Raw genomic sequence first — 17,905 nt, forward strand, 5'->3', positions numbered from 1 at the left:
CTCCAGCGTGCGGTACGTACTCTCTGCGTGACGGCCATCACGGGCGCGCCACGATTCTCCGGAACAGAACACCGAAAGATGGCTGCTCGCGTCCGATCTTTCAGCGATCGAAGCTATTCGATGCCAACCGACCGGCCCGTTCAATCAGCCGAAATCTCGCAACTCCCCTCGTAGGAGACGTCCTCGACGGACTCGATCTTCGGTTCGTTGCCGCAGACCGGACACGACGGATTCGCGAGCACGTCGACCGTCTCGAAGGTCATTCCCATCGCGTCGTACATCAGGAGTCGGCCCTCGAGCAGGTCGCCCTTCTCGAGCAGATATTTGACCACCTCGGTGGCCTGGACGCAGCCCACCGTGCCGGGCAACACGCCCAGTACGCCGGTCGTGGCGCAGTCGGGAACGGTGCCTGGTTCGGGCGCTTCGGGGAAGATACAGCGATAACACGGCGAGTCTTCGCCCTCGGAATCCGTCCCGTCGCCGCGCTCGTTCGTGAACGTCGTCACCTGTCCTTCGAAGCGGTAGATCGCGCCGTGAGAGAGGGGGGTACCGGTCAGGACGCAGTGGTCGTTGAGCAGGTACCGGGTCCCGAAGTTGTCGCTGGCGTCGAGGACGACGTCGTAGCCGTCCACCAGTTCCCCGACGTTGTCCGCGGTGATGCGCGTCTCGTGGCGCTCGACGTCGACGTCGGGGTTCAGGGCTTCGACGTAGTCGGCCGCGCTATCGACCTTCGGCCGACCGACGTCGTCGTCGCCGTGGACGATCTGTCGCTGCAGGTTCGACCGCTCGACGACGTCGTCGTCGACGATTCCCAGTCGTCCGATTCCCGCGGCCGCGAGGTACTGGATCGCCGGCGAGCCCAGGCCGCCCGCGCCGACGACGAGGACGCTGCCCTCGAGCAGGCGTTGCTGTCCCTCGGGGCCGATCTCGTCCATGATCACGTGTCTCGAGTAGCGATCGAGCTGGGTCGCGTCCAGGCGCAGGTCGCTCATACAGAATCGTTAGGGCGAGAGCGAGAAAAGTCCGCGGGGTCGGCCCTCACCCTCGTGAAATGACCAACGGTGACGGCTCGAGACCGAACGTCTTCGAAGGATCCGGCAGATTACTGTGTGGACCGAGGATTTTAATAGTGTGGTTCGCATTGGCATACCTATGGCAACCTCACCCAATGATGCCGGTGACGATGTCTTCGATGAATTCCTCGCGGACCGCGGTCACACGGTAGAACGAATCGGGTGGGAAGAGGATTATAATAAGAAGCAATGTCCGGACTGCGGCGGACTTCACGAGCAGTCCGCCAGCACCTGTACCGTCTGTGGCTGGGAACCGACGCCGTAACCCTCCAATCTGCTGGCACGGAGGTCCGGAGCGAGTCTGATTCGAGACCGCCCGGATCGGTTCACGCCGGTCACCGATCCGGAACGCGATTTTTGGCCGTAACCCACGTCACTTATAGGTATTGCGCTCTTGAACAGCTACAATGGCTACTACGGAGACGAAGGTCACCCGGCTGTTCGGGGGTCCGGGAAGCGGGAAGACGACCGCACTCCTCGATCACGTCGAAGAGATCCTCGATCAAGAGGGGGTCACGTTCCGGGACATTCTCGTCGTCTCGTACACACGAGCGGCTGCACAGGAAGTTCGCGAACGACTGGCCGAGCGGCTCGACGAGAGCCCGCGTGCGTTGCAAGGCAACGTCTGTACGATGCACGCCAAGGCCTACGAGCTGTTAGATCTCTCTCGAAGCGACGTTATTGGCGAGTCTGATAAGGAAGCGTTCTGCGACGAGTACGGCATCGAGTACGAAGACGAGTACAGCGGCGCCGGTCGGCGGACCGCTCGCTCGACGACGATCGGGAACAAAGTAATCGCCACGAGCCAGTGGCTCCAGCGAACCCGGCGCGACGTCACGGACTGGTACGACGTCCCCTTCCAGTGGGACCAGGAAGAGGTGCGACTCCCGCCCGATATCGACCCGAACGCACAGGAAGGCAACAAGTATACGCCGACCTGGCCCTCCGACGACGACCGGATCGACGTCCCCGAGGCGATCCGTGCCTGGCGCAGTTACAAGGGCGAACAGGGGAAGATCGGCTTCGCGGACATGCTCGAGCGCGTCAAACAGCGCTCCCTGCTGCCGAGCGTCGACTACCTGGTGATCGACGAGTTCCAGGACATCACCACCCTGCAGTACGACGTCTACGAGGAGTGGAAGCCTCACATGGAGCAGGTCCTGATCGCCGGCGACGACGACCAGGTCGTCTACTCCTGGCAGGGCGCCGACCCCGCGCTCTTACTCGAGGAAGAGGTCGACGATGACGTCATTCTCCCGAACTCCTACCGGCTCCCCTCGAACGTTCTCAACGCTGTCAACCGCGAAATTCGCCACATCGACAAGCGCCAGGACAAGGACCTCAAACCGCGCAAGGAGGGCGGTTCGGTCGACGCCCGTGCGAACGCATCGATGCTCGACGTCGTCCGGATGGTCCGGCGCACGCTGGTCGAGGGCGACGGCACGATCATGGTGCTGTTCCGTGCGCGCTACCAGATGTTCCAGTTTATCGACGAGTTCATCACCGAGGGCGTGCCGTTCCGGTCGCTGACCGACCAGCGGATGTGGACCGACCGACTCACTCAGTACGTCCGCGCCGTCGAGGCGCTCGACCGCGACGAGGACGTCACCGGGCTGCAGGCCCGTCGGCTCGCAGATATGCTCCAGGAGTCGGCGTTTGGCACCAACGAGCGGGACGACCTCTTCGATTACATCGACGAGAAACAGGAGGAGGAAGGCGTCGAGGACCTCGAGGATCTCATGATCCCCGGTGCTGTCATCGAGGACCACGCTCCGTTCATGCCCGGCCCCGCCTCGGCGGCTGACATGGTCCGCAAGGTCACTAACTTCCAGAAGAAGAGTATTCGGTCGTACTTCGGCATCGGCGAGTACCAGGGAATGGCCACCGACCGGGTCCGTGTCGGCACCATTCACTCCGCAAAGGGACGCGAGGCCGACCACGTCTTCATCGGGACCGACCTCACCGAGAAGGTTGTCGAGCAGATGGTCGCGACCGTCGACGATCCCACGGATGTCCCCGGCTGTGAGGAGTTCACCAAGACGACCTCGCCCGTTCCCGTGCTCACGGACAACGAACGCCGCGTCTTCTACGTCGGGATGTCCCGGGCCCGCGAACAGCTCTTCATCCTCGAGAACCTCGTCGACGGCGCGCCGACGCTGCCGATCGACGTCCTGCTCAACAATCAGCTGACCGATATGACCCTCGAGGAACTGCTCGAGCAGGCCCAGGCTCCCGTCTCCGAAGCCGACCAGCTCGAAGCCGAAGCGCCGTGACTGGCGGCGGCGAGCATCACCTCGAGGACGCGCTGACTGGCGCCCTCGAGCGCCCCGGAGCGACGGCGTTCGTCCACGCCGGCAGCGGTCGCGATCCGACGATCCGCTACTGCCGCCCGTCGCTCGAGACAGGTTACCACGCGATCGCGTTCGACGGCCGCGAGTGGCACGTTCGCTCGACGGAGGTCGGCTCGACGCACCCAGCCGAGGCGCTGGCCGCCCAGTTGGCCGACGACGGTCTTTCGGGAACGGTGCTGACACCGGCGCGAATTCCCCACGACGCCGCGCTCTACCTCGAGGACGCCGGATTCAGCCTCGCCTCGTCAGACGTCGTCGACCGGACTCGAGCGACGAAGACGGACGCCGAGTGCGGACGGATCGCGACCGCGCAGACGGCTGCGACTGCGGGAGTCCGACGGGCGGCGTCGCTGCTCACGAACGCGACGATCGTCGACGGCCGGCTGACGATCGACGGCGAGACGCTGACGGCCCCTCGCCTGCGGACGGCAATCGACGAAGCCGTCGTCTCGGCCGGGGCGCTTCCGGCCGGTAACACTGCCGTTTCGATCGACGCCAGGGACGACGCGATCCGACCGGACGACTCGGTCGTCCTCGAGGTCGCACCTCGGGAGTCGGGCGGATACCACGGCGGACTCGTTCGCACGTTCGTCGTCGACAGCGACGGTGGGCGGGAGCGACGCGCCCACGTCGGCGTTACCCACGCGTTCCGCTCTGCGGCGGCCCTGCTTACGGCCGACTCGCAGTCGGTCACCGCCGTCGAAGCCGACCTCGAGGCCGAAGTCAGGGCGTTCGGCTTCGGTGACGACGACGGCATCGAGACGCGTGTCACCGGCGTCGGTCTCGAACCCCGCGAACGACCGTCTCGAGGCCGCCACGAGGTTACTCCGGAGACCGTGGTTCGTCTCGACGCCGGCGTTCGACTCGACGACGGCCGGGTTCACGTCGCGGATCTGCTCGAAGTTGGTCCCGACGGGGTCGGCTGGTTCGAGGCGCCGTCCCGGTCGCTCGATCCGTCGACTGGACTCAGCAAGTAACTCGTTCGCCGGTCTCTTCCGGCCGAACTGTACGTTATTCTGGCATCTAGATGGGCCATATATACGATGGGGTTGCAGGTGCCACCTACCAACGTGTATAGCGATCGTCCTTATTGCACCGTCTGAGTAAGCATACACATGAGAACCACGACCCCGTCCAAACCGATCGACGTTCTTCTCGTCGAGGATAATCCCGGGGACGTCCGACTCGTCGAGGAGGCGTTCGAAATGGTGACCAACGAAATTCGGCTCCACTCCGTCTCCGACGGCACCGAGGCGCTAGAATTTTTATCAGATGGCCGTGAGGACGACACCACCCCCTTTCCCGATCTGCTGTTGCTCGATCTGGACGTCCCACGGACGCACGGGTTCGAGGTGCTCGAGGAGGTCCGGGACGATCCAGCGCTAGTGACGCTTCCGGTGATCGTCCTCACGAATTCGACCGACGAGACGGATATCGGCGAGAGCTACGATCTGTGCGCGAACGCCTATCTCACCAAGCCCGACAGCCAGGAAGAGTTCGTCTCGCTCGCTCGAGCCGTCGAGGAGTTCTGGGTGCAGACCGCGAAGCTCCCACCCGTTCCGGCGGTGTAGTCGCTCGAGTCACGACCGTTCGTTCGACGCTGCCCGTTCTTCTCGGTCCCAGCGGAGGGTGACATCGGCTCCTGGTGTGTCGGCTCTGCCCTCCGTCCGGAGCCCCGATCGACGGTTCGACGTCAGTTTCGATCTACGATAGTAAACTCTGGACGCGGCTTACACGCCTTCGAACGCCAGTCTCGTGTGGACCGCTACTGGTTGACACCCCTCGTTTTCAGTGAAAGGCGTTGAAATTGAGACCTCCTTTTCGACTCCGGATCGAACGCCCGTGAACGAGTTATGGTATGGGTACTGTAGTAGCACGTAAGGGCGGATACGAGTGCTGTACTGGGTGCTCTCAACAGGAGATTTTCTCGGGAGAAGCCCGCTATATAAGCGACTCTTGTTTATCGATTTCGGCACCGCACGCTCGAGCCCTTTCACTGAAAACGAGGGGTGTGTCCGTTCTCGAATCCGCTACAGAACGGCTCGTTGTTCGGCCGATAGTAGGTCTCAGCTCGACGCTCATCGCCTCGAGCGCAGTTACTGTTTTTCGGAGTCGTGATCCTCGTCTTTCGTCACCGTCCCGGCGACCCGTTTCGCGAGCACGGTGGGGACGTTCGATGGGAGGGTGAGTCGTCGCTGGATGACGACGAGCCCGATCGCCAGCAGGATGAGAGTTCCGCCGATGATCGTCTCGCCGCGAACCAGCAGGAACTCGAGTCCGGCGAGCGCGGCGGGGAGCGCGAGCACGAGTATGCCCGCCAGTTTGATCGTATCGATAATCCCGGCCATCGCAGTCGGATACGGCGAGCGCCGTCAAAAGCGCGGCGACTGACGCCGTCGTCTTCACGGGCACCATCACAGAACTGGGACGCGTCAGGATTCCGGAGCGGTTTTATTCGGTGGCTCGCACTTCCACGTATGTTCACGGGAATCGTCGAGGAGACGGGTGTGATCGACGCTCGGACGCGGACCGAGGACGGCCTCCGACTCCGGATCGGCGCCGACGAGGTCGCGACGGGGCTCGAGCACGGCCAGAGTATCAGCGTCAGCGGCGTCTGTCTCACGGTCGAGCGCTACGAGGAGGGGGCGTGGTTCGAGGTCTTTCTCGCCTCGGAGACGGTCGAGCGAACCTACCTCGGCGATCTCGAGGAGGGCGACGCGGTCAACCTAGAGCGGGCGATGCCCGCCGAGGGTCGGTTCGACGGCCACGTCGTCCAGGGTCACGTCGACGCGGTCGCGACGGTTTCGAACATCGAGTCAGTGGAGGAGGACTGGTTCTTCGAGTTCGAACTCCCGCCCGGCTACGAGCGCTACGTCGTCGAGAAGGGATCGATCACGCTCGACGGGATCAGCCTGACCGTCGCCAACCTCACCGAAAGCGGCCGCGTCACCGTCGCGATCATCCCGACGACCTACGAGCTGACGACCCTCTCGGCAAAGGAGCCCGGCGATCCGGTCCACCTCGAGGTCGACGTCCTCGCGAAGTACGTCGAGCGACTGCTCGAGGAGCGGTTCGAGTAAGCGTTACTGCGAACGTTTCGGCGGATCGAACTCGGTCAGTTCCGACGTCGGTGGCTCGCCGGTGTCGTCCCGAATGTCCCGGTACGTTCGACGGTAGCGGGCGATCTTTCGGTAGAGGTAGTAGCCGACCGCGAGGTCGAAGACGATCACGTAGCTCACGAACGCGACGCCGATTCCGATGGGATACAGCGACGCGACGATGCCGGGAACGATCCCGACCGTGACGTTGTACGTCCCGTGGACGAACGCGGCGATTAGCAGTCCCTTGACGACGAGCGGGCCGGCGTGCTGTCGGTTGAACTTCGCCAGTCCCAGGTAGTAGCCGGCGATCGCAGAGTAGATGACGTGACCGGGGCCGACGAGCGCTCGCTGGGTGGCGATGTCGGTTGCAGCGGTGAGCGTCCCGACCTGCGCTTCCGCGACCACGCCGGTGATGTAGATGGTGTTCTCGATCGCGGCGAAGCCGAGGCCGGCGATCGCACCGTAGACGGCGCCGTCGATGACGGCGTCGAACGTGTCGCTCCGGTAGGCGAAGACGCGAACCGCGAGGATCTTCACCGTCTCTTCGACGGGGCCGACGATCAGGAAGAAGTAGAGGACCGTGCCGATCGCACCGAGCAGCTGAAACCGCGGTCTCGCGACCGAGTTGACGACGGCTGCGAACGTCGCGAAGAGGATCGCGAGCACGAACGTTGCCACCAGCAACCCCAACGGTTCGTTCGTCGTAATATCGGTGTACCAGATGAACCCTGCGAGCAGCGCCGCCGGCACGACCGACAGTCCGAAGAAGACGCCGAGCCACGGATCCTCGAGCACGAGCAGTCCGGGCTGGACGAGCAGGGTGAGCGTGATCGCCAGCGCGACGACGATGATGATCGCCCGCAGCCCCTTCGTGATCCCGTTATAGGTGGCAACCGAGAGTCGGTCCATCGCCGTACGCGGCTCCCACGTCGAAACGTCGTAGAGGTCGGTCGACTCGTCGCTCGCCCGCTCGACCGGGTCTCGCCTTCGCTTCATGACGGTGCGTACGGGATCCCGTCCGGTAATAGTTCGGTACCACCCCGTCCTAGTATGATATTGAGTCTCATGACTCGTATTAGGAGTGTACTTATGTTCGCTGACTCGTGAGAACTGTTCACTATGTACAGCGCAAGTCGCGGTATCCACTACACGGCCCCACCGAGTCCGGCGGACGAGGGGGAAGACGAGCGAACGAACGAGATCGAATCCGAATCGGAATCCGCGAACGAGTCCGAGCGACCGACCGACGGAGCGTCGGTGACGACATCGGCGGGCGAGACAGGTCTCGCTGCCGACGACTAATACTCAGACAGAACTATCTGAAGACCGGTCGCTCGAAGCCGGCCGTCACCGCTGATGACGGCCGGAATTTCGAGACCGACTTCTCACTGACTGCTGTCCGGCAGTACAACGAGACGTCGACGAACGGGACTCGGAATTCACAAAGGGGTCCCGTGCTAACGCGTCCGTATGCACTTCGACCAGCGTACGCAGCAGGCGCTTCGTGAGGTCGGCCTCGAGACCGACGACCTCCGTGCCGCCTCGGAGGCGGTCGTCGAGGCCGTCGCCGAAGACGCGGCGGCACTCGAGCAGTTTTTCGACGACCACGGGACGGTCTATTCGGATATGGATATGGCACACTCGAGCACCGAGTATCCCGAACACAGCGTCGACTACCTCGACGTGACGACCCACGCCGACGAGATGCGCGGCTGGCTCCGGTTCGACACCTGGGGCGTCTACGTCGAGGACGGACGAGTTCTTCCGGACGGCTCGGTCGAACTGACGCTCGGTCCGACGATCAACGACCGGGTACGGTTCGCTCCCGACCGCGAGACGTTCCGGTGATCCCCGTGCTCGCAACTGGCTGCAGTTCCACGGAGGGGCCACGATGACGACCGCTCGAGTGCGCGGCATCTACACGACGGCGGTGACGCAGTTGCTGAACGACGACGGCCTGGAGGTCGTCCAGGCCTCGCCCCCGATCCGCGAGCGGTTCGACGTGTCGTTCGCGACCGCGCCGGCGGACGTTTCGATCGAGACGACCCGCGACCGGCAGGGCCTCGAGGTCTCGGGCGACCCCGGCGCGGTCGAGGAGGCGGTCTCGCGGCTCGAGTCGCTCGCCATCGACACCTTCCGCTGGGAGGCCGACGTCTCGCGCGGCGCGGTGTTCGACGCCGACGTGCTCGAGGCCGAGGGCGGCGGTGGCGCTGTCGTCGACCTCGGCGAGGGTCGCCGCGGCTACCTCGGCTACGACGACGCCGACGACTACGTCGACAGCGGGAACCGCTACCGCGTTCAGGTCCGGGAGCCGACGCCGCCGTGGGACGACGACGATCCGCGCGTCGCACCGACGCTCGAGGCTGCAGGCGGACTCTGTACGCTCTCGCGGGATCGAAACGGCGTCTCGGCGGACGTCCGCGACGAGCGGGCGGACGAACTCGTCGGGATGACGGATCTCCTCTCGGTCGAGATACCCGATGGCTGGGGACTGCGCTGGCACCGATCGGCGGCCGACGCGGACCTCGAGGCGATGAAGACCGCACTCGAGGACGCCGTCGACCGGGTTCGGGAACTCGAGGACGCACTCGGTGACACGCCCGACGAACCCGGAGAGCCGTCCCGGCTGGCGGCGCCCGAACGAACCGTCTGGCTCTGGTTCGGACGCGAGTCGCGGTCCGCGCTGGACGACCGCCGGCGGGAGGTCGAATCGACGATGCCGGGCCACCATCGGACCAAGGCCGCCGACCGGGCCGCGAGCGCCGCGGTCGACTTCGCGGAGGCAGTCTGTGGATCGGCCGGCGACGGCTTCGGCGGTGAGTTCCCCTTCGATGCCGTCTCCCGGCAGTTCGGTCCGCTCGAGGGCGACCGCCTCGAGATCGGCCACGGCAAACCCGACGGGCGACTCATCTCGCTCGGCTACGGCGACGTGACCGAGTGGGATCCCGAAGGGACGATCACGCTCGAGCGCTCGATGAGCGGCGGCGGCACGTACGACGCGCTCGGCGTCCCCAAGGAAGCGGGCGACGTCGCGGTCACGAAGTTCCGCGAGGGCCGCTGGTGGTACCCGACGACGTACAGAGACGCAGATGGAGCAGCGAAAGGGACGTACGTCAACATCTGTACGCCCCTCGAGCTGTTTCCCGACTGCGTTCGGTACGTCGACCTCTACGTCGACGTGATTCGAACGCCCGACGGGGCCGTCGAGGTCGTCGACCGGGACGAACTCGAGGCTGCTGTCACGGATGGCGTCGTTTCGACGGAACTGGCGGAGAAAGCCCGAAGCGTTGCCGAGGCCGTCGAGCGAGCGCTTTCGAAGTGAGATTCGTCTTGGAAGTTTTGGCAACTGAGGATCTGCAGGCGAAGATGGTTCAGCGGACGAAGACGGTTTAGCAGACGAAGACGGTTTAGCAGACGAAGACGACGTCAGCAGGCGACGAAGGCGTCAATCCGAGGCCGTCGTGAGTTCTCCGCCGCTGTCACCGGCCAGATCCAGCTGTGGGAGCAGGTGGACGTAATCGTCGAGGTCGAGCGCGAACTCGCCGGCAGTCGACGGGTTGACCCAGTACAGGTCGAACTCTGCACCGTGTTCCTCCCCGCCATCAGTAACGGTGTGGGTCCACTGGTCGCGTGGCTCGTGGACTCTCGAGTGGAAGAAGTGGCGTACGTAGCGCTTGGGTGGTGACTGTCGGCGGGTCCAGACGTCGGTCGACAGGTGACGAGTCGCGTTGAGCGTCCCGAGGCCGCTCTCCTCGATGACTTCCCTGAACAGCGCCTCGCGAGGCGTCTCTCCCGATTCGAGCGTTCCTTTCGGAATCTGCAATCCGTCGTGTCCCGGCCCCTCGAACACCAGTAATTCGCCCGTTCTGCGAGTGATGTAGGCACACGCTTTCTGAACGTACGTGATTTCAGTCATAGTGACAAGGAGCACAACGACCGGGGTGAAAAGTGTGTCTTCAAGGGGATTAAGTGGGACTAAGGGAATTCGTTTTCGAAACTGCCAGAATCAGTAGAAATTCGAGCACAGTTGGGTGAAACAGCAGTCGAACGGTCGGTCGTCAGGAAATTCGCCGAGCGTCAGTCGGCTGCGAGCTTGTCGAGCCCCGCCGACTCGATGTCCTCGCCGTCGACGGACGAGCGCAGCGAATCCATCCCGTCGTCGCGGTTGATGTCGAAATCGTTCGCGTAGAGTTCGGCGACGCGGTCGAACTCCTCGTCGGAGAGTTTGGGCACGTCGCTCGCGGCGGCCCACTCGTCGATGTCGGCTTTCGTGCGGAACGTCGGCGTGACCGACGCGACGGCGTCGTGGCTGAGCAGCCACGCGAGCGAGGCCTGCCCCATCGTTCGCTCTCCCGACCCGCTCGAGCCGTCGACGGACCGTGGCTCCGCGCGCTCGAGGAAGCGCAACTTCTCGAGTTTCTCCCAGCCGGTCTCGTACCACTCGTCGGGCCGGAAGCCGCGGTGGTCGCCCTCGCCGAGTTCGGTCTCGGGCGTGACCTGCTCGTTCAAGATGCCCGAGGAGTGGGGGACGCGGGGGATCAGGCTGGTCGACGAGCCGGTCTCCTCGATCGTCTCGAGGAAGTGGTTGCCGACCTCCTGTTCGAGCACGTTCCAGACCAGCTGTACGGAGTCGAACTCCTCCTCGATCGCCAGGTCGCCCTCCGCGAGCCAGCCGATCGACGGGCCGAGCGCGAGTCCGGTCGCCTCGATCGTTCCCTCCTCCTCGAGTTCGTCGAGGAGTTCGAGCACGTCGGGCGTGATCTCCTCGACGTTCGCGTTGTGTAGTTGCAGGACGTCGATCGAGTCCATCCCGAGACGCTCGAGGCTCTTTTCGACGGCCTCCCGGAGGTACTCCGGATCCATCTCCTTGGGCAGTTCGCCGTGGCCGGCCTGGGGATTGTTGTAGAAGTCGTAGCCGACCTTGGTCGCGACGGTGACCTCGTCGCGGACCTCGGCGAGTGCCTGTCCGATCAGCTCCTCGCTCCGGCCGTGGCCGTAGACGTCACCCGTGTCGAAGTACGTAATCTCCTGGTCGACGGCGTACTGGACCATCTCGATGGCGTCGTCCTCCGAGCGGTCGCCCCACCAGTCGGTACCGACGACCCACGCGCCGAAGCCGATCTCGCTGATCTCGAGCCCGGAGTCGCCCAGTTCCCGGTAGTGCATGTCTGCGGGTTGGAAGCGAAGATACTTAGCGGGTACGGAAGTTCCCAGCCGGTTGGATCGGGGCCAGTTTCTCCAGAATACGAGAGCAGTCGCTCGCTGAATACAGCGCGCGGATTTCGCAACCAGTTGCGACTGATCTTCGAGCGATCAGCATCTGGTCGGGTGGTGGGGAATATCACCTCGAAACGCGATCCGGGAAGCGAAGACCGCCCCCATTTGCAACGAGTGATAGTTTCCACCGTCTGCACAGACGTCAGTAGCTGCCGGAGTGGCACTAGATAGCTACCTCACACTCGTCGTTGTAGATCCCATCGCGCTCGGCGACACGATGGTATCCGTGTTGCCGAGAGTCCATAGCCGTTCTTCGGAGGAGAGAACGAGAGAGAAAAACCATGGCAACAGCATCAACAGGCGATGACGCGGAGATCGAGCGATTCGAGGGCTCACTCCGAGGCGAACTGATCCAATCCGACGACCCGGAGTTCGACGACGCGAGCGCGATCTACAACGCGATGATCGACAGGCACCCGCGACTGATCGCCCGGTGTGCCAACGTCGCAGACGTACTCGCAGCGGTGACGTTCGGACGTGAACACGATCTGGAAACGGCGATCCGCAGCGGCGGACACAACGGTGCCGGGCTGGGAACGGTCGACGACGGCCTGGTCATCGACCTGTCGGATATGACCGGTATCCGCGTGGATCCCGACGCAGAGACGGTCCACGTCGAGGCTGGATGCACGTGGGGCGACGTGGATCACGCTACCCACGCCTTCGGGCTGGCGACGGTCAGCGGGGTCGTCTCGACGACCGGCGTCGGCGGGCTGACCCTCGGCGGCGGGCACGGCTATCTGACCCGCAAGCACGGGCTGGCCATCGATAATCTGGTGAGCGCAGACGTCGTGCTGGCCGACGGCCGACTGGTTCGCGCGAGCAAGGACGAAAACCCGGACCTCTTTTGGGCGCTGCGCGGCGGTGGCGGCAACTTCGGCGTGGTCACGTCGTTCGAGTTCCAGTTACATCCCGTCGAGACGGTCGTCGCCGGGCCGCTGTTCTGGCGGATCGACGAACTCGAGGACACGATGCGCTGGTATCGAGAGTGGCTCCCGGAGGCACCCGAGGACGTTTACGCGTTCTATCTCACGGCCGAGGTCCCGGGCGACCCCTTCCCCGAGGAGCTCCACGGCGAGCAGGTCTGTGGGCTCATGTGGTGCTATCTGGGTCCGGAAGACGAGGCGGAGGATGTGATTCAACCAGCCCGCGACGTCGCCGAGCCGCTCTTCGAACACGTCGGACCGATGCCCTATCCGGCGCTCCAGAGCATGTTCGACGATCTCTATCCGCCGGGTGACCAGTGGTACTGGAAGGGTGACTTCGTGAGCGAACTGACCGACGCTGCCATCGCCGAACACCAGCGCTTTGCCGAGGTGCCGACGCCACAGTCGACGATGCACCTCTACCCCGTCGACGGTGCTGTCGACCGCGTGGACGAGGACGAAACCGCCTGGGTGCACCGCGATGCTACCTGGTCGATGGTCATCGCCGGTGTCGATCGGGATCCGTCCAACAGCGACCTGATCGCCGACTGGGCCCGCGACTACTGGAAGGCCGTCCATCCGCACACGGCCGGGGGCTCGTACGTCAACTTCATGATGGAAGAAGGGCAGGACCGGATTCGCGCTTCCTACGGCGACAACTACGCGCGGTTACAGGAAGTGAAGGCGACCTACGATCCTGACAACTTCTTCCGTGTGAACCAGAACATCGAGCCGGCACCATGAGTCTCTTCAGGAGGAGCCGAGCCGCCGCCTTCTCCGGGGACGGACAGAGACACAGCCATGTCCAACAGTCGCCGCCAGCTATCGATGGGCGTCGACGAAGCGGTCACGGCGTTCCGTGCGGGTAGCCCCGTGTTGATTCACGACGCCTCGGACCGGGAGGGAGAGACGGATCTCGTCTACCCGGCACGGGCCGTCAGGCCCGATACGGTCAGGCGGTTGCGCAACGACGCTGGCGGGCTCGTCTGCGTGGCGGTGGCCGACCGGGTAGCCCGACAGTGGGACCTCCCGTTCATTCAGGAGGCATTGAACCATCCCACGACGGCGAACCGCGACCTCGAGTACGACGAGCGGTCCTCGTTTTCGCTCACGGTGAACCACCACGACACCGACACGGGAATCACCGACGAAGATCGTGCGCTCACTATCCCCACACTCGGAACGGCCGCCGCAGCCCCCGAGAACCTCGATTTCCCAGCAACGTTCCGTGCGCCCGGCCACGTCTACCTGCTGCGCGCAGCGCCCGACTCGCTGGGCGACCGGCAGGGGCATACGGAACTCGGTATCGCACTGGCGGAGATGGCGGAGCTGTCACCGGCGGTGGTGGTCTGTGAGATGCTCGACGACGAGACGGGACGGGCACGCTCGCCAGTCTCCGCGAAGGCGTATGCGGACCGTAACGACTTGCAGTACGTGGACGGTGAACGCCTCGTCGAGCAGTTCGGATAACGACGTTCGTCGGCACGAGCCCTCCGCTCCGGCCGGACCGCTCCGAGCGGGGGCGTCGAATCCTGTGTAACGTCTGATTACGCTCGTGTTACCGGGGAAGGCAATCGAGAACGGACAACCGAATGCCTATGAACTCCGGCACAGTACATCGGCGTATGACAAAGCGGTACGTCTCGCTCCCCGACGAGGCGGAGGCAGGGATGCGCGAGTTCATCGACGAGGTCGATCGACGGCTGTCGGGCGCCGAAGATACCTGTACGGTCGTCGAGGACGTGCTGATCGACCTTTCGGGCGACCGCGAGGCCTACGAACGGTGGCAGAACGGCGAGTCGGTTTCACCGGCCGAGCGGGTTCGGCTCCAGAGTTACGATCCGTGTAACACGACCCTCGAAAGCGAGTATTACGCCGAAAAGGACGAGGAGAAGTTCCGCCGTTCGAAACATCTCCAGTGGCTCTGGCGCCAGTTCGACAGCCTGCCGATCGCGGACAACGTCGAGTTCGCGCTGCGATTCCGGGGGATGCTCGCAAATCACCTCTTCGAGGAGTGTGGGGAGAACTGCCGCTTCTTCAAGGGGATCTCGTTTACCTACGGCCACAACATTACGATCGGCGACAACACCATCGTCCACGACGACGTCCACCTCGACGACCGCGGCAAACTGACGATCGGTGACCGCGTCTCGGTCTCGGACGGGGTCCACGTCTACAGCCACGATCACGACGTCGTCGACCAGACCGAGGTTCGGAACTACCACACGATCGTCGAGGACGACGTCCGACTCACCTACGATTCGATGGTCCGTGCCGGGAACAAGGTCGGGGAGAACGCCATCGTCGGCGCGCGCGGCGTCGTTCAACACGACATCCCCGCCCACCATATCGCGGTCGGAATGCCCGCCAAGAGCGCCAAGATCAAGCCCGGCTGGGAGGAGATTGCGACGCCGATCGAGGAAGCGGGCGTCAACCGCCAGGAGGAGCGCCACCTCGAGTACGACCTTCCAGAGGATTTCGAGGTCTTCGACGAGTTCCAGCGCGATCTCCAGCCGTCGAAATAATTCTACCGGAGCCGACTGTCAAGATACGATGAGGCAGGGAATATCCAAGTGGGTTGAGACCGTATATCACACCGATGGAGCTCTGGGGCTGGCTCATCGGATACGTGATGTTGTTTGCCCTCCTGCACCTGTTACTGTACTACGTCTACGTTCGGCGTGAGGACGGGGAGGGTGTCCAGTCTCCGTCGTTTACCGATCCCGGGCGCACCCAGTCGCCCTCTTCTCCCGGCCCCGACCACTACCCACACGCGCCCGACGGCGTCGGCGATCCCGAGGAACTCGAGGAGGGGATCGAGTTCGACGGCGAGACCATTCGATGCCCCCACTGCGGCGCCCGCAACGAGGCCGACCAGACGTTTACCTACTGCTGGAACTGCATTTCGACGCTTCGACAGTAACCGCTTCGCCCTCGAGTGCCACGAGCGAGACTGCAACACTAGCTGTACGGACGTGCCGACAACGTCGCTCTACTCGATGAATCTGGCGTGTAAGCAGAGATTACACGTCCGTCGACGGCGACTCCGCGACGGTCGGCTACGTCGATAGTGCCGTCGCGATCGGCTCGAGGTGATCGACACCGACGACTGCGACGACGTCGGCGCGCGATCGGATCTCCTCGAGTCGATCGACCATGCACTCCTCGCGCGTTTCGTCCCTGTACACGAGCGCGTCGTCGGGTGCGACGCCGCCGAGGAGGGCCTGCACGCTGGCGACGTGTGACCGCTCGTGGGCGGCCTGGCGCTCGGGCGAGGCGTCGTGGCTGCACTCGTACTCGACCGGGTCGTCGCGGGCAACGGTCATCGACGTCGCGCGAGTCAGCGTCGCGGCGAGGCGACACCGAAGCGCCTCTCGCGTCGCGCCACCGAGACTGGAGAAGAGCCGGCGGACGGTCGACGGCGAGGTGCGGTCGGCAATCAGTCGACTGACGAGACGCCGCAGAAACGTCCAGTTCGGCGCGTCGATACCGGTGACGGTCGCGTCGGCCGCGGCGCTGATCGCGGCGCTCATCTCGCCACCGAATCGCGGCGGCGACGCCCCGTCGCGGGCGTACGCTCGGTACAGTGGTATCGCAGCAGGTGGCAACTCGAGCGCGAGGACGTCCGGCTCGACCGCTTCGAGGACGCGCTCGACGCGGGCGACGCTGGCCGGATGATCGTGGACGACGCCGAGGAGAACGAGATCGTTCGGCGCTCCGGCGATCCGTCGGCAGAACTGTTCGGTGATTCGTGGATCGTCGAACGATGCCGCGAAGGTCGGGGACCGCTCCATTGGTCGAGTGGTAATACGTGACTACCGGCATAACCCTTCTGTTGTCGCTGCGCAACAGTTGGTTGATACGAGTTCGTGGTCGATGGCGGCCGTTTCAAGCCCGTGTTAGGCGATCGAAACGCCGTAACGGCGCGGTGTGTACCAAAACGATTTTGCCGATTTATTGCCCGATGAACCGTCGTCCGGAAACCCGAACGTGGGAGACGACCCGGCTCGATTGGACACAATTATGACACGAGAGGCGCTCACGAAAGCGGACGAAGGAAAACGGGTCCTGAATACCGACGGCACGGAGGTCGGCCGGATCGTGGAGGTGAGCGACGGCCGCGGCTACGTCGATCCGAACCCGAGCATCACGGACACGATCAAGGCCAAACTCGGCTGGGGCGAGGTCAGGGCGGACGCACACCCACTCGACGAGGGAAGTATCGAGGAGATCACCGACGACGCCGTCTACCTCCGCGGCACCCTGTAGTACCGTTCTCTCCGCTACCGAGCGAACGCCGCCGATCGAACTCGCTCGAGCGCGCGCTCGATCCACGACTCCGTCGGGTGTTTTGCGATGACCACCGGACAGGTCACTTCCCGGCCGACGGTTCTCGCGACCGAACCGATTACCGGTGGCCGAATTCGACCGGTTCCGGTCGCACTCAGTACGACGAGGTCGTGTTCTTCGGCGAACTCGAGGATTCCAGTCGTCGACGAGGGTGCGTTCTCGACGCACCGGTCGACCGGAACGTCCGGCAGGTGCGCGGCGGTTTCCCGAACCTCCCGGCGGGCGGCCTCCTCGTTGGCCATCCGGCCTTCGGGTGTCACGATCGAGAGAACGGTCACGCGGGCGTCGTTCGAGAGGGCAACCGCACCGACGACGTCGGCCGCGAGTTCGACGTGGGGGCCGCCGACGGTCGGCATCAGCACGCGGTCGACGCCGTCGGCGATCGTCCCCATGCGCTCGACGAAGGTGTCACACGGGGGCCGCCGAAGGATCGGATCGACCGACGTGCCGAGGACCGCGTCCGCGGCGGTCGAGGGCTCGCGCCAGCCCAGGAGCAAGGCGTTAGCGTCGACGTCGTCGACGACCGATCGGATGGCGTCGGGGACGTCGCTGTCGATCCGCAGCTCGGTCGTGATCTCGGCGTTTGAGACCTCCGTCGCGTGCTCGAGGACTTGCGTGCTCTCGTCGGCGTACTCGGCGGCGACGTGCTCGTCGGAGAACAGCAAGAACGGGGACGTGACTGGCTTGTGCTCGACTGCGACCGCGTGAACGCGCCCGCCGTGTCGGTTCGCCAGGTCCGAGGCGGTCCGCAGCAACTGCTCGACAGCCGCGGGATTCGCGAGCGCGACGACGATCGTGTACTGCTCGCTCGCCATACGTGTTCTTCG

20 protein-coding genes are annotated in these 17,905 nt (G+C 64.3%); 13 read left to right on the forward strand and 7 right to left on the reverse strand.

Features of this window, described 5'->3' with window-relative positions; all coding sequences use genetic code 11:
* Nucleotides 1-140 precede the first annotated feature (140 nt).
* Nucleotides 141-992 carry an SAMP-activating enzyme E1 gene (ubaA, locus tag CV102_RS11715; RefSeq protein WP_148858184.1) on the reverse strand — a complete coding sequence of 284 codons (852 nt, stop codon included), beginning with the start codon at nt 990-992 and terminating at the stop codon, nt 141-143.
* Between the two features lie 160 nt (nt 993-1,152).
* On the opposite strand from ubaA, the gene CV102_RS11720 reads away from it, so the two are divergent.
* The 4 genes from CV102_RS11720 (at nt 1,153) to CV102_RS11735 (ending at nt 4,995) form a co-directional block, all read left to right on the forward strand.
* The gene (locus CV102_RS11720; protein WP_148858185.1) at nt 1,153-1,338 is read left to right on the forward strand and encodes an HVO_0416 family zinc finger protein; all 186 of its coding nucleotides are present in this window, start codon (nt 1,153-1,155) and stop codon (nt 1,336-1,338) included.
* Nucleotides 1,339-1,480: 142 nt separating this feature from the next.
* Nucleotides 1,481-3,346 carry a UvrD-helicase domain-containing protein gene (locus CV102_RS11725; protein ID WP_148858186.1) on the forward strand — a complete coding sequence of 622 codons (1,866 nt, stop codon included), beginning with the start codon at nt 1,481-1,483 and terminating at the stop codon, nt 3,344-3,346.
* Nucleotides 3,343-4,401, forward strand: a complete 1,059-nt coding sequence (locus CV102_RS11730) for a M24 family metallopeptidase (protein WP_148858187.1) — start codon at nt 3,343-3,345, stop codon at nt 4,399-4,401. The genes CV102_RS11725 and CV102_RS11730 overlap by 4 nt, the downstream gene beginning before the upstream one ends.
* 138 nt (nt 4,402-4,539) lie before the next feature.
* Complete coding sequence (locus CV102_RS11735) at nt 4,540-4,995, forward strand: response regulator (protein ID WP_148858188.1); 456 nt, start codon at nt 4,540-4,542, stop codon at nt 4,993-4,995.
* Nucleotides 4,996-5,520: 525 nt separating this feature from the next.
* On the opposite strand, the gene CV102_RS11740 is transcribed toward CV102_RS11735, so the two are convergent.
* Nucleotides 5,521-5,772 carry a DUF7533 family protein gene (locus CV102_RS11740; protein WP_148858189.1) on the reverse strand — a complete coding sequence of 84 codons (252 nt, stop codon included), beginning with the start codon at nt 5,770-5,772 and terminating at the stop codon, nt 5,521-5,523.
* Between the two features lie 129 nt (nt 5,773-5,901).
* Between CV102_RS11740 and CV102_RS11745 the strand changes: the two genes are divergently transcribed.
* Nucleotides 5,902-6,504, forward strand: coding sequence for a riboflavin synthase (locus CV102_RS11745; RefSeq protein ID WP_148858190.1), 603 nt, complete (start codon nt 5,902-5,904; stop codon nt 6,502-6,504).
* Between the two features lie 3 nt (nt 6,505-6,507).
* Here the strand turns inward: CV102_RS11745 and CV102_RS11750 are convergent, their stop codons facing one another.
* Entirely contained in the window at nt 6,508-7,521 is a 1,014-nt protein-coding gene (locus CV102_RS11750) for a PrsW family intramembrane metalloprotease (RefSeq protein ID WP_148858191.1), read from the reverse strand.
* Between the two features lie 123 nt (nt 7,522-7,644).
* Between CV102_RS11750 and CV102_RS25950 the strand changes: the two genes are divergently transcribed.
* The 3 genes from CV102_RS25950 (at nt 7,645) to CV102_RS11765 (ending at nt 9,847) form a co-directional block, all read left to right on the forward strand.
* Entirely contained in the window at nt 7,645-7,827 is a 183-nt protein-coding gene (locus tag CV102_RS25950; RefSeq protein WP_187432946.1) for a hypothetical protein, read from the forward strand.
* Nucleotides 7,828-7,995: 168 nt separating this feature from the next.
* A complete protein-coding gene (locus CV102_RS11760; RefSeq protein ID WP_148858193.1) occupies nt 7,996-8,373 on the forward strand; it encodes a DUF7532 family protein in 378 nt (125 codons plus the stop codon).
* Between the two features lie 43 nt (nt 8,374-8,416).
* Nucleotides 8,417-9,847: a DUF402 domain-containing protein gene (locus tag CV102_RS11765; RefSeq protein WP_148858194.1), complete on the forward strand. Its 1,431-nt coding sequence runs from the start codon at nt 8,417-8,419 to the stop codon at nt 9,845-9,847.
* Between the two features lie 123 nt (nt 9,848-9,970).
* Here CV102_RS11765 and CV102_RS11770 read toward each other — a convergent pair whose 3' ends face one another.
* Together CV102_RS11770 and CV102_RS11775 are read right to left on the reverse strand one after the other, a co-directional pair.
* The gene (locus CV102_RS11770; protein WP_148858195.1) at nt 9,971-10,441 is read right to left on the reverse strand and encodes an NUDIX hydrolase; all 471 of its coding nucleotides are present in this window, start codon (nt 10,439-10,441) and stop codon (nt 9,971-9,973) included.
* A gap of 161 nt (nt 10,442-10,602) precedes the next feature.
* Nucleotides 10,603-11,691 (reverse strand): aldo/keto reductase, encoded by a 1,089-nt coding sequence (locus CV102_RS11775; protein WP_148858196.1) that lies wholly within the window; start codon nt 11,689-11,691, stop codon nt 10,603-10,605.
* 392 nt (nt 11,692-12,083) lie between these two features.
* On the opposite strand from CV102_RS11775, the gene CV102_RS11780 reads away from it, so the two are divergent.
* From CV102_RS11780 to CV102_RS11795, 4 genes are all read left to right on the forward strand, one after another.
* Complete coding sequence (locus CV102_RS11780) at nt 12,084-13,472, forward strand: FAD-binding oxidoreductase (RefSeq protein ID WP_148858197.1); 1,389 nt, start codon at nt 12,084-12,086, stop codon at nt 13,470-13,472.
* 57 nt (nt 13,473-13,529) lie between these two features.
* Complete coding sequence (gene ribB / locus CV102_RS11785) at nt 13,530-14,198, forward strand: 3,4-dihydroxy-2-butanone-4-phosphate synthase (protein ID WP_148858198.1); 669 nt, start codon at nt 13,530-13,532, stop codon at nt 14,196-14,198.
* Between the two features lie 155 nt (nt 14,199-14,353).
* The gene (locus CV102_RS11790) at nt 14,354-15,253 is read left to right on the forward strand and encodes an acyltransferase (RefSeq protein WP_148858199.1); all 900 of its coding nucleotides are present in this window, start codon (nt 14,354-14,356) and stop codon (nt 15,251-15,253) included.
* 74 nt (nt 15,254-15,327) lie between these two features.
* Nucleotides 15,328-15,651 carry a DUF7577 domain-containing protein gene (locus CV102_RS11795; RefSeq protein WP_148858200.1) on the forward strand — a complete coding sequence of 108 codons (324 nt, stop codon included), beginning with the start codon at nt 15,328-15,330 and terminating at the stop codon, nt 15,649-15,651.
* A gap of 136 nt (nt 15,652-15,787) precedes the next feature.
* On the opposite strand, the gene CV102_RS11800 is transcribed toward CV102_RS11795, so the two are convergent.
* A complete protein-coding gene (locus tag CV102_RS11800; protein WP_148858201.1) occupies nt 15,788-16,522 on the reverse strand; it encodes a hypothetical protein in 735 nt (244 codons plus the stop codon).
* 229 nt (nt 16,523-16,751) lie between these two features.
* On the opposite strand from CV102_RS11800, the gene CV102_RS11805 reads away from it, so the two are divergent.
* Complete coding sequence (locus tag CV102_RS11805) at nt 16,752-16,997, forward strand: PRC-barrel domain containing protein (protein ID WP_148858202.1); 246 nt, start codon at nt 16,752-16,754, stop codon at nt 16,995-16,997.
* Between the two features lie 14 nt (nt 16,998-17,011).
* Here the strand turns inward: CV102_RS11805 and CV102_RS11810 are convergent, their stop codons facing one another.
* Nucleotides 17,012-17,893 carry a universal stress protein gene (locus tag CV102_RS11810; protein ID WP_148858203.1) on the reverse strand — a complete coding sequence of 294 codons (882 nt, stop codon included), beginning with the start codon at nt 17,891-17,893 and terminating at the stop codon, nt 17,012-17,014.
* Nucleotides 17,894-17,905: the final 12 nt, after the last annotated feature.

This window comes from Natronococcus pandeyae, from assembly GCF_008122205.1.
In the GTDB taxonomy this organism is placed as follows: Archaea; Halobacteriota; Halobacteria; order Halobacteriales; family Natrialbaceae; genus Natronococcus; species Natronococcus pandeyae.

Excerpts from the sequence above, each read along its gene's own strand:
- CV102_RS11765 (WP_148858194.1), top strand. The coding sequence starts at position 8,417 with ATGACGACCGCTCGAGTGCGCGGCATCTACACGACGGCGGTGACGCAG.
- CV102_RS25950 (WP_187432946.1), top strand. The coding sequence starts at position 7,645 with ATGTACAGCGCAAGTCGCGGTATCCACTACACGGCCCCACCGAGTCCG.
- CV102_RS11745 (WP_148858190.1), top strand. The coding sequence starts at position 5,902 with ATGTTCACGGGAATCGTCGAGGAGACGGGTGTGATCGACGCTCGGACG.
- CV102_RS11725 (WP_148858186.1), top strand. The coding sequence starts at position 1,481 with ATGGCTACTACGGAGACGAAGGTCACCCGGCTGTTCGGGGGTCCGGGA.
- CV102_RS11780 (WP_148858197.1), top strand. The coding sequence starts at position 12,084 with ATGGCAACAGCATCAACAGGCGATGACGCGGAGATCGAGCGATTCGAG.
- ubaA (WP_148858184.1), bottom strand. The coding sequence starts at position 992 with ATGAGCGACCTGCGCCTGGACGCGACCCAGCTCGATCGCTACTCGAGA.
- CV102_RS11770 (WP_148858195.1), bottom strand. The coding sequence starts at position 10,441 with ATGACTGAAATCACGTACGTTCAGAAAGCGTGTGCCTACATCACTCGC.
- CV102_RS11720 (WP_148858185.1), top strand. The coding sequence starts at position 1,153 with ATGGCAACCTCACCCAATGATGCCGGTGACGATGTCTTCGATGAATTC.
- CV102_RS11790 (WP_148858199.1), top strand. The coding sequence starts at position 14,354 with ATGACAAAGCGGTACGTCTCGCTCCCCGACGAGGCGGAGGCAGGGATG.
- CV102_RS11800 (WP_148858201.1), bottom strand. The coding sequence starts at position 16,522 with ATGGAGCGGTCCCCGACCTTCGCGGCATCGTTCGACGATCCACGAATC.
- ribB (WP_148858198.1), top strand. The coding sequence starts at position 13,530 with ATGTCCAACAGTCGCCGCCAGCTATCGATGGGCGTCGACGAAGCGGTC.
- CV102_RS11775 (WP_148858196.1), bottom strand. The coding sequence starts at position 11,691 with ATGCACTACCGGGAACTGGGCGACTCCGGGCTCGAGATCAGCGAGATC.
- CV102_RS11795 (WP_148858200.1), top strand. The coding sequence starts at position 15,328 with ATGGAGCTCTGGGGCTGGCTCATCGGATACGTGATGTTGTTTGCCCTC.
- CV102_RS11805 (WP_148858202.1), top strand. The coding sequence starts at position 16,752 with ATGACACGAGAGGCGCTCACGAAAGCGGACGAAGGAAAACGGGTCCTG.
- CV102_RS11740 (WP_148858189.1), bottom strand. The coding sequence starts at position 5,772 with ATGGCCGGGATTATCGATACGATCAAACTGGCGGGCATACTCGTGCTC.
- CV102_RS11760 (WP_148858193.1), top strand. The coding sequence starts at position 7,996 with ATGCACTTCGACCAGCGTACGCAGCAGGCGCTTCGTGAGGTCGGCCTC.
- CV102_RS11810 (WP_148858203.1), bottom strand. The coding sequence starts at position 17,893 with ATGGCGAGCGAGCAGTACACGATCGTCGTCGCGCTCGCGAATCCCGCG.
- CV102_RS11735 (WP_148858188.1), top strand. The coding sequence starts at position 4,540 with ATGAGAACCACGACCCCGTCCAAACCGATCGACGTTCTTCTCGTCGAG.
- CV102_RS11750 (WP_148858191.1), bottom strand. The coding sequence starts at position 7,521 with ATGAAGCGAAGGCGAGACCCGGTCGAGCGGGCGAGCGACGAGTCGACC.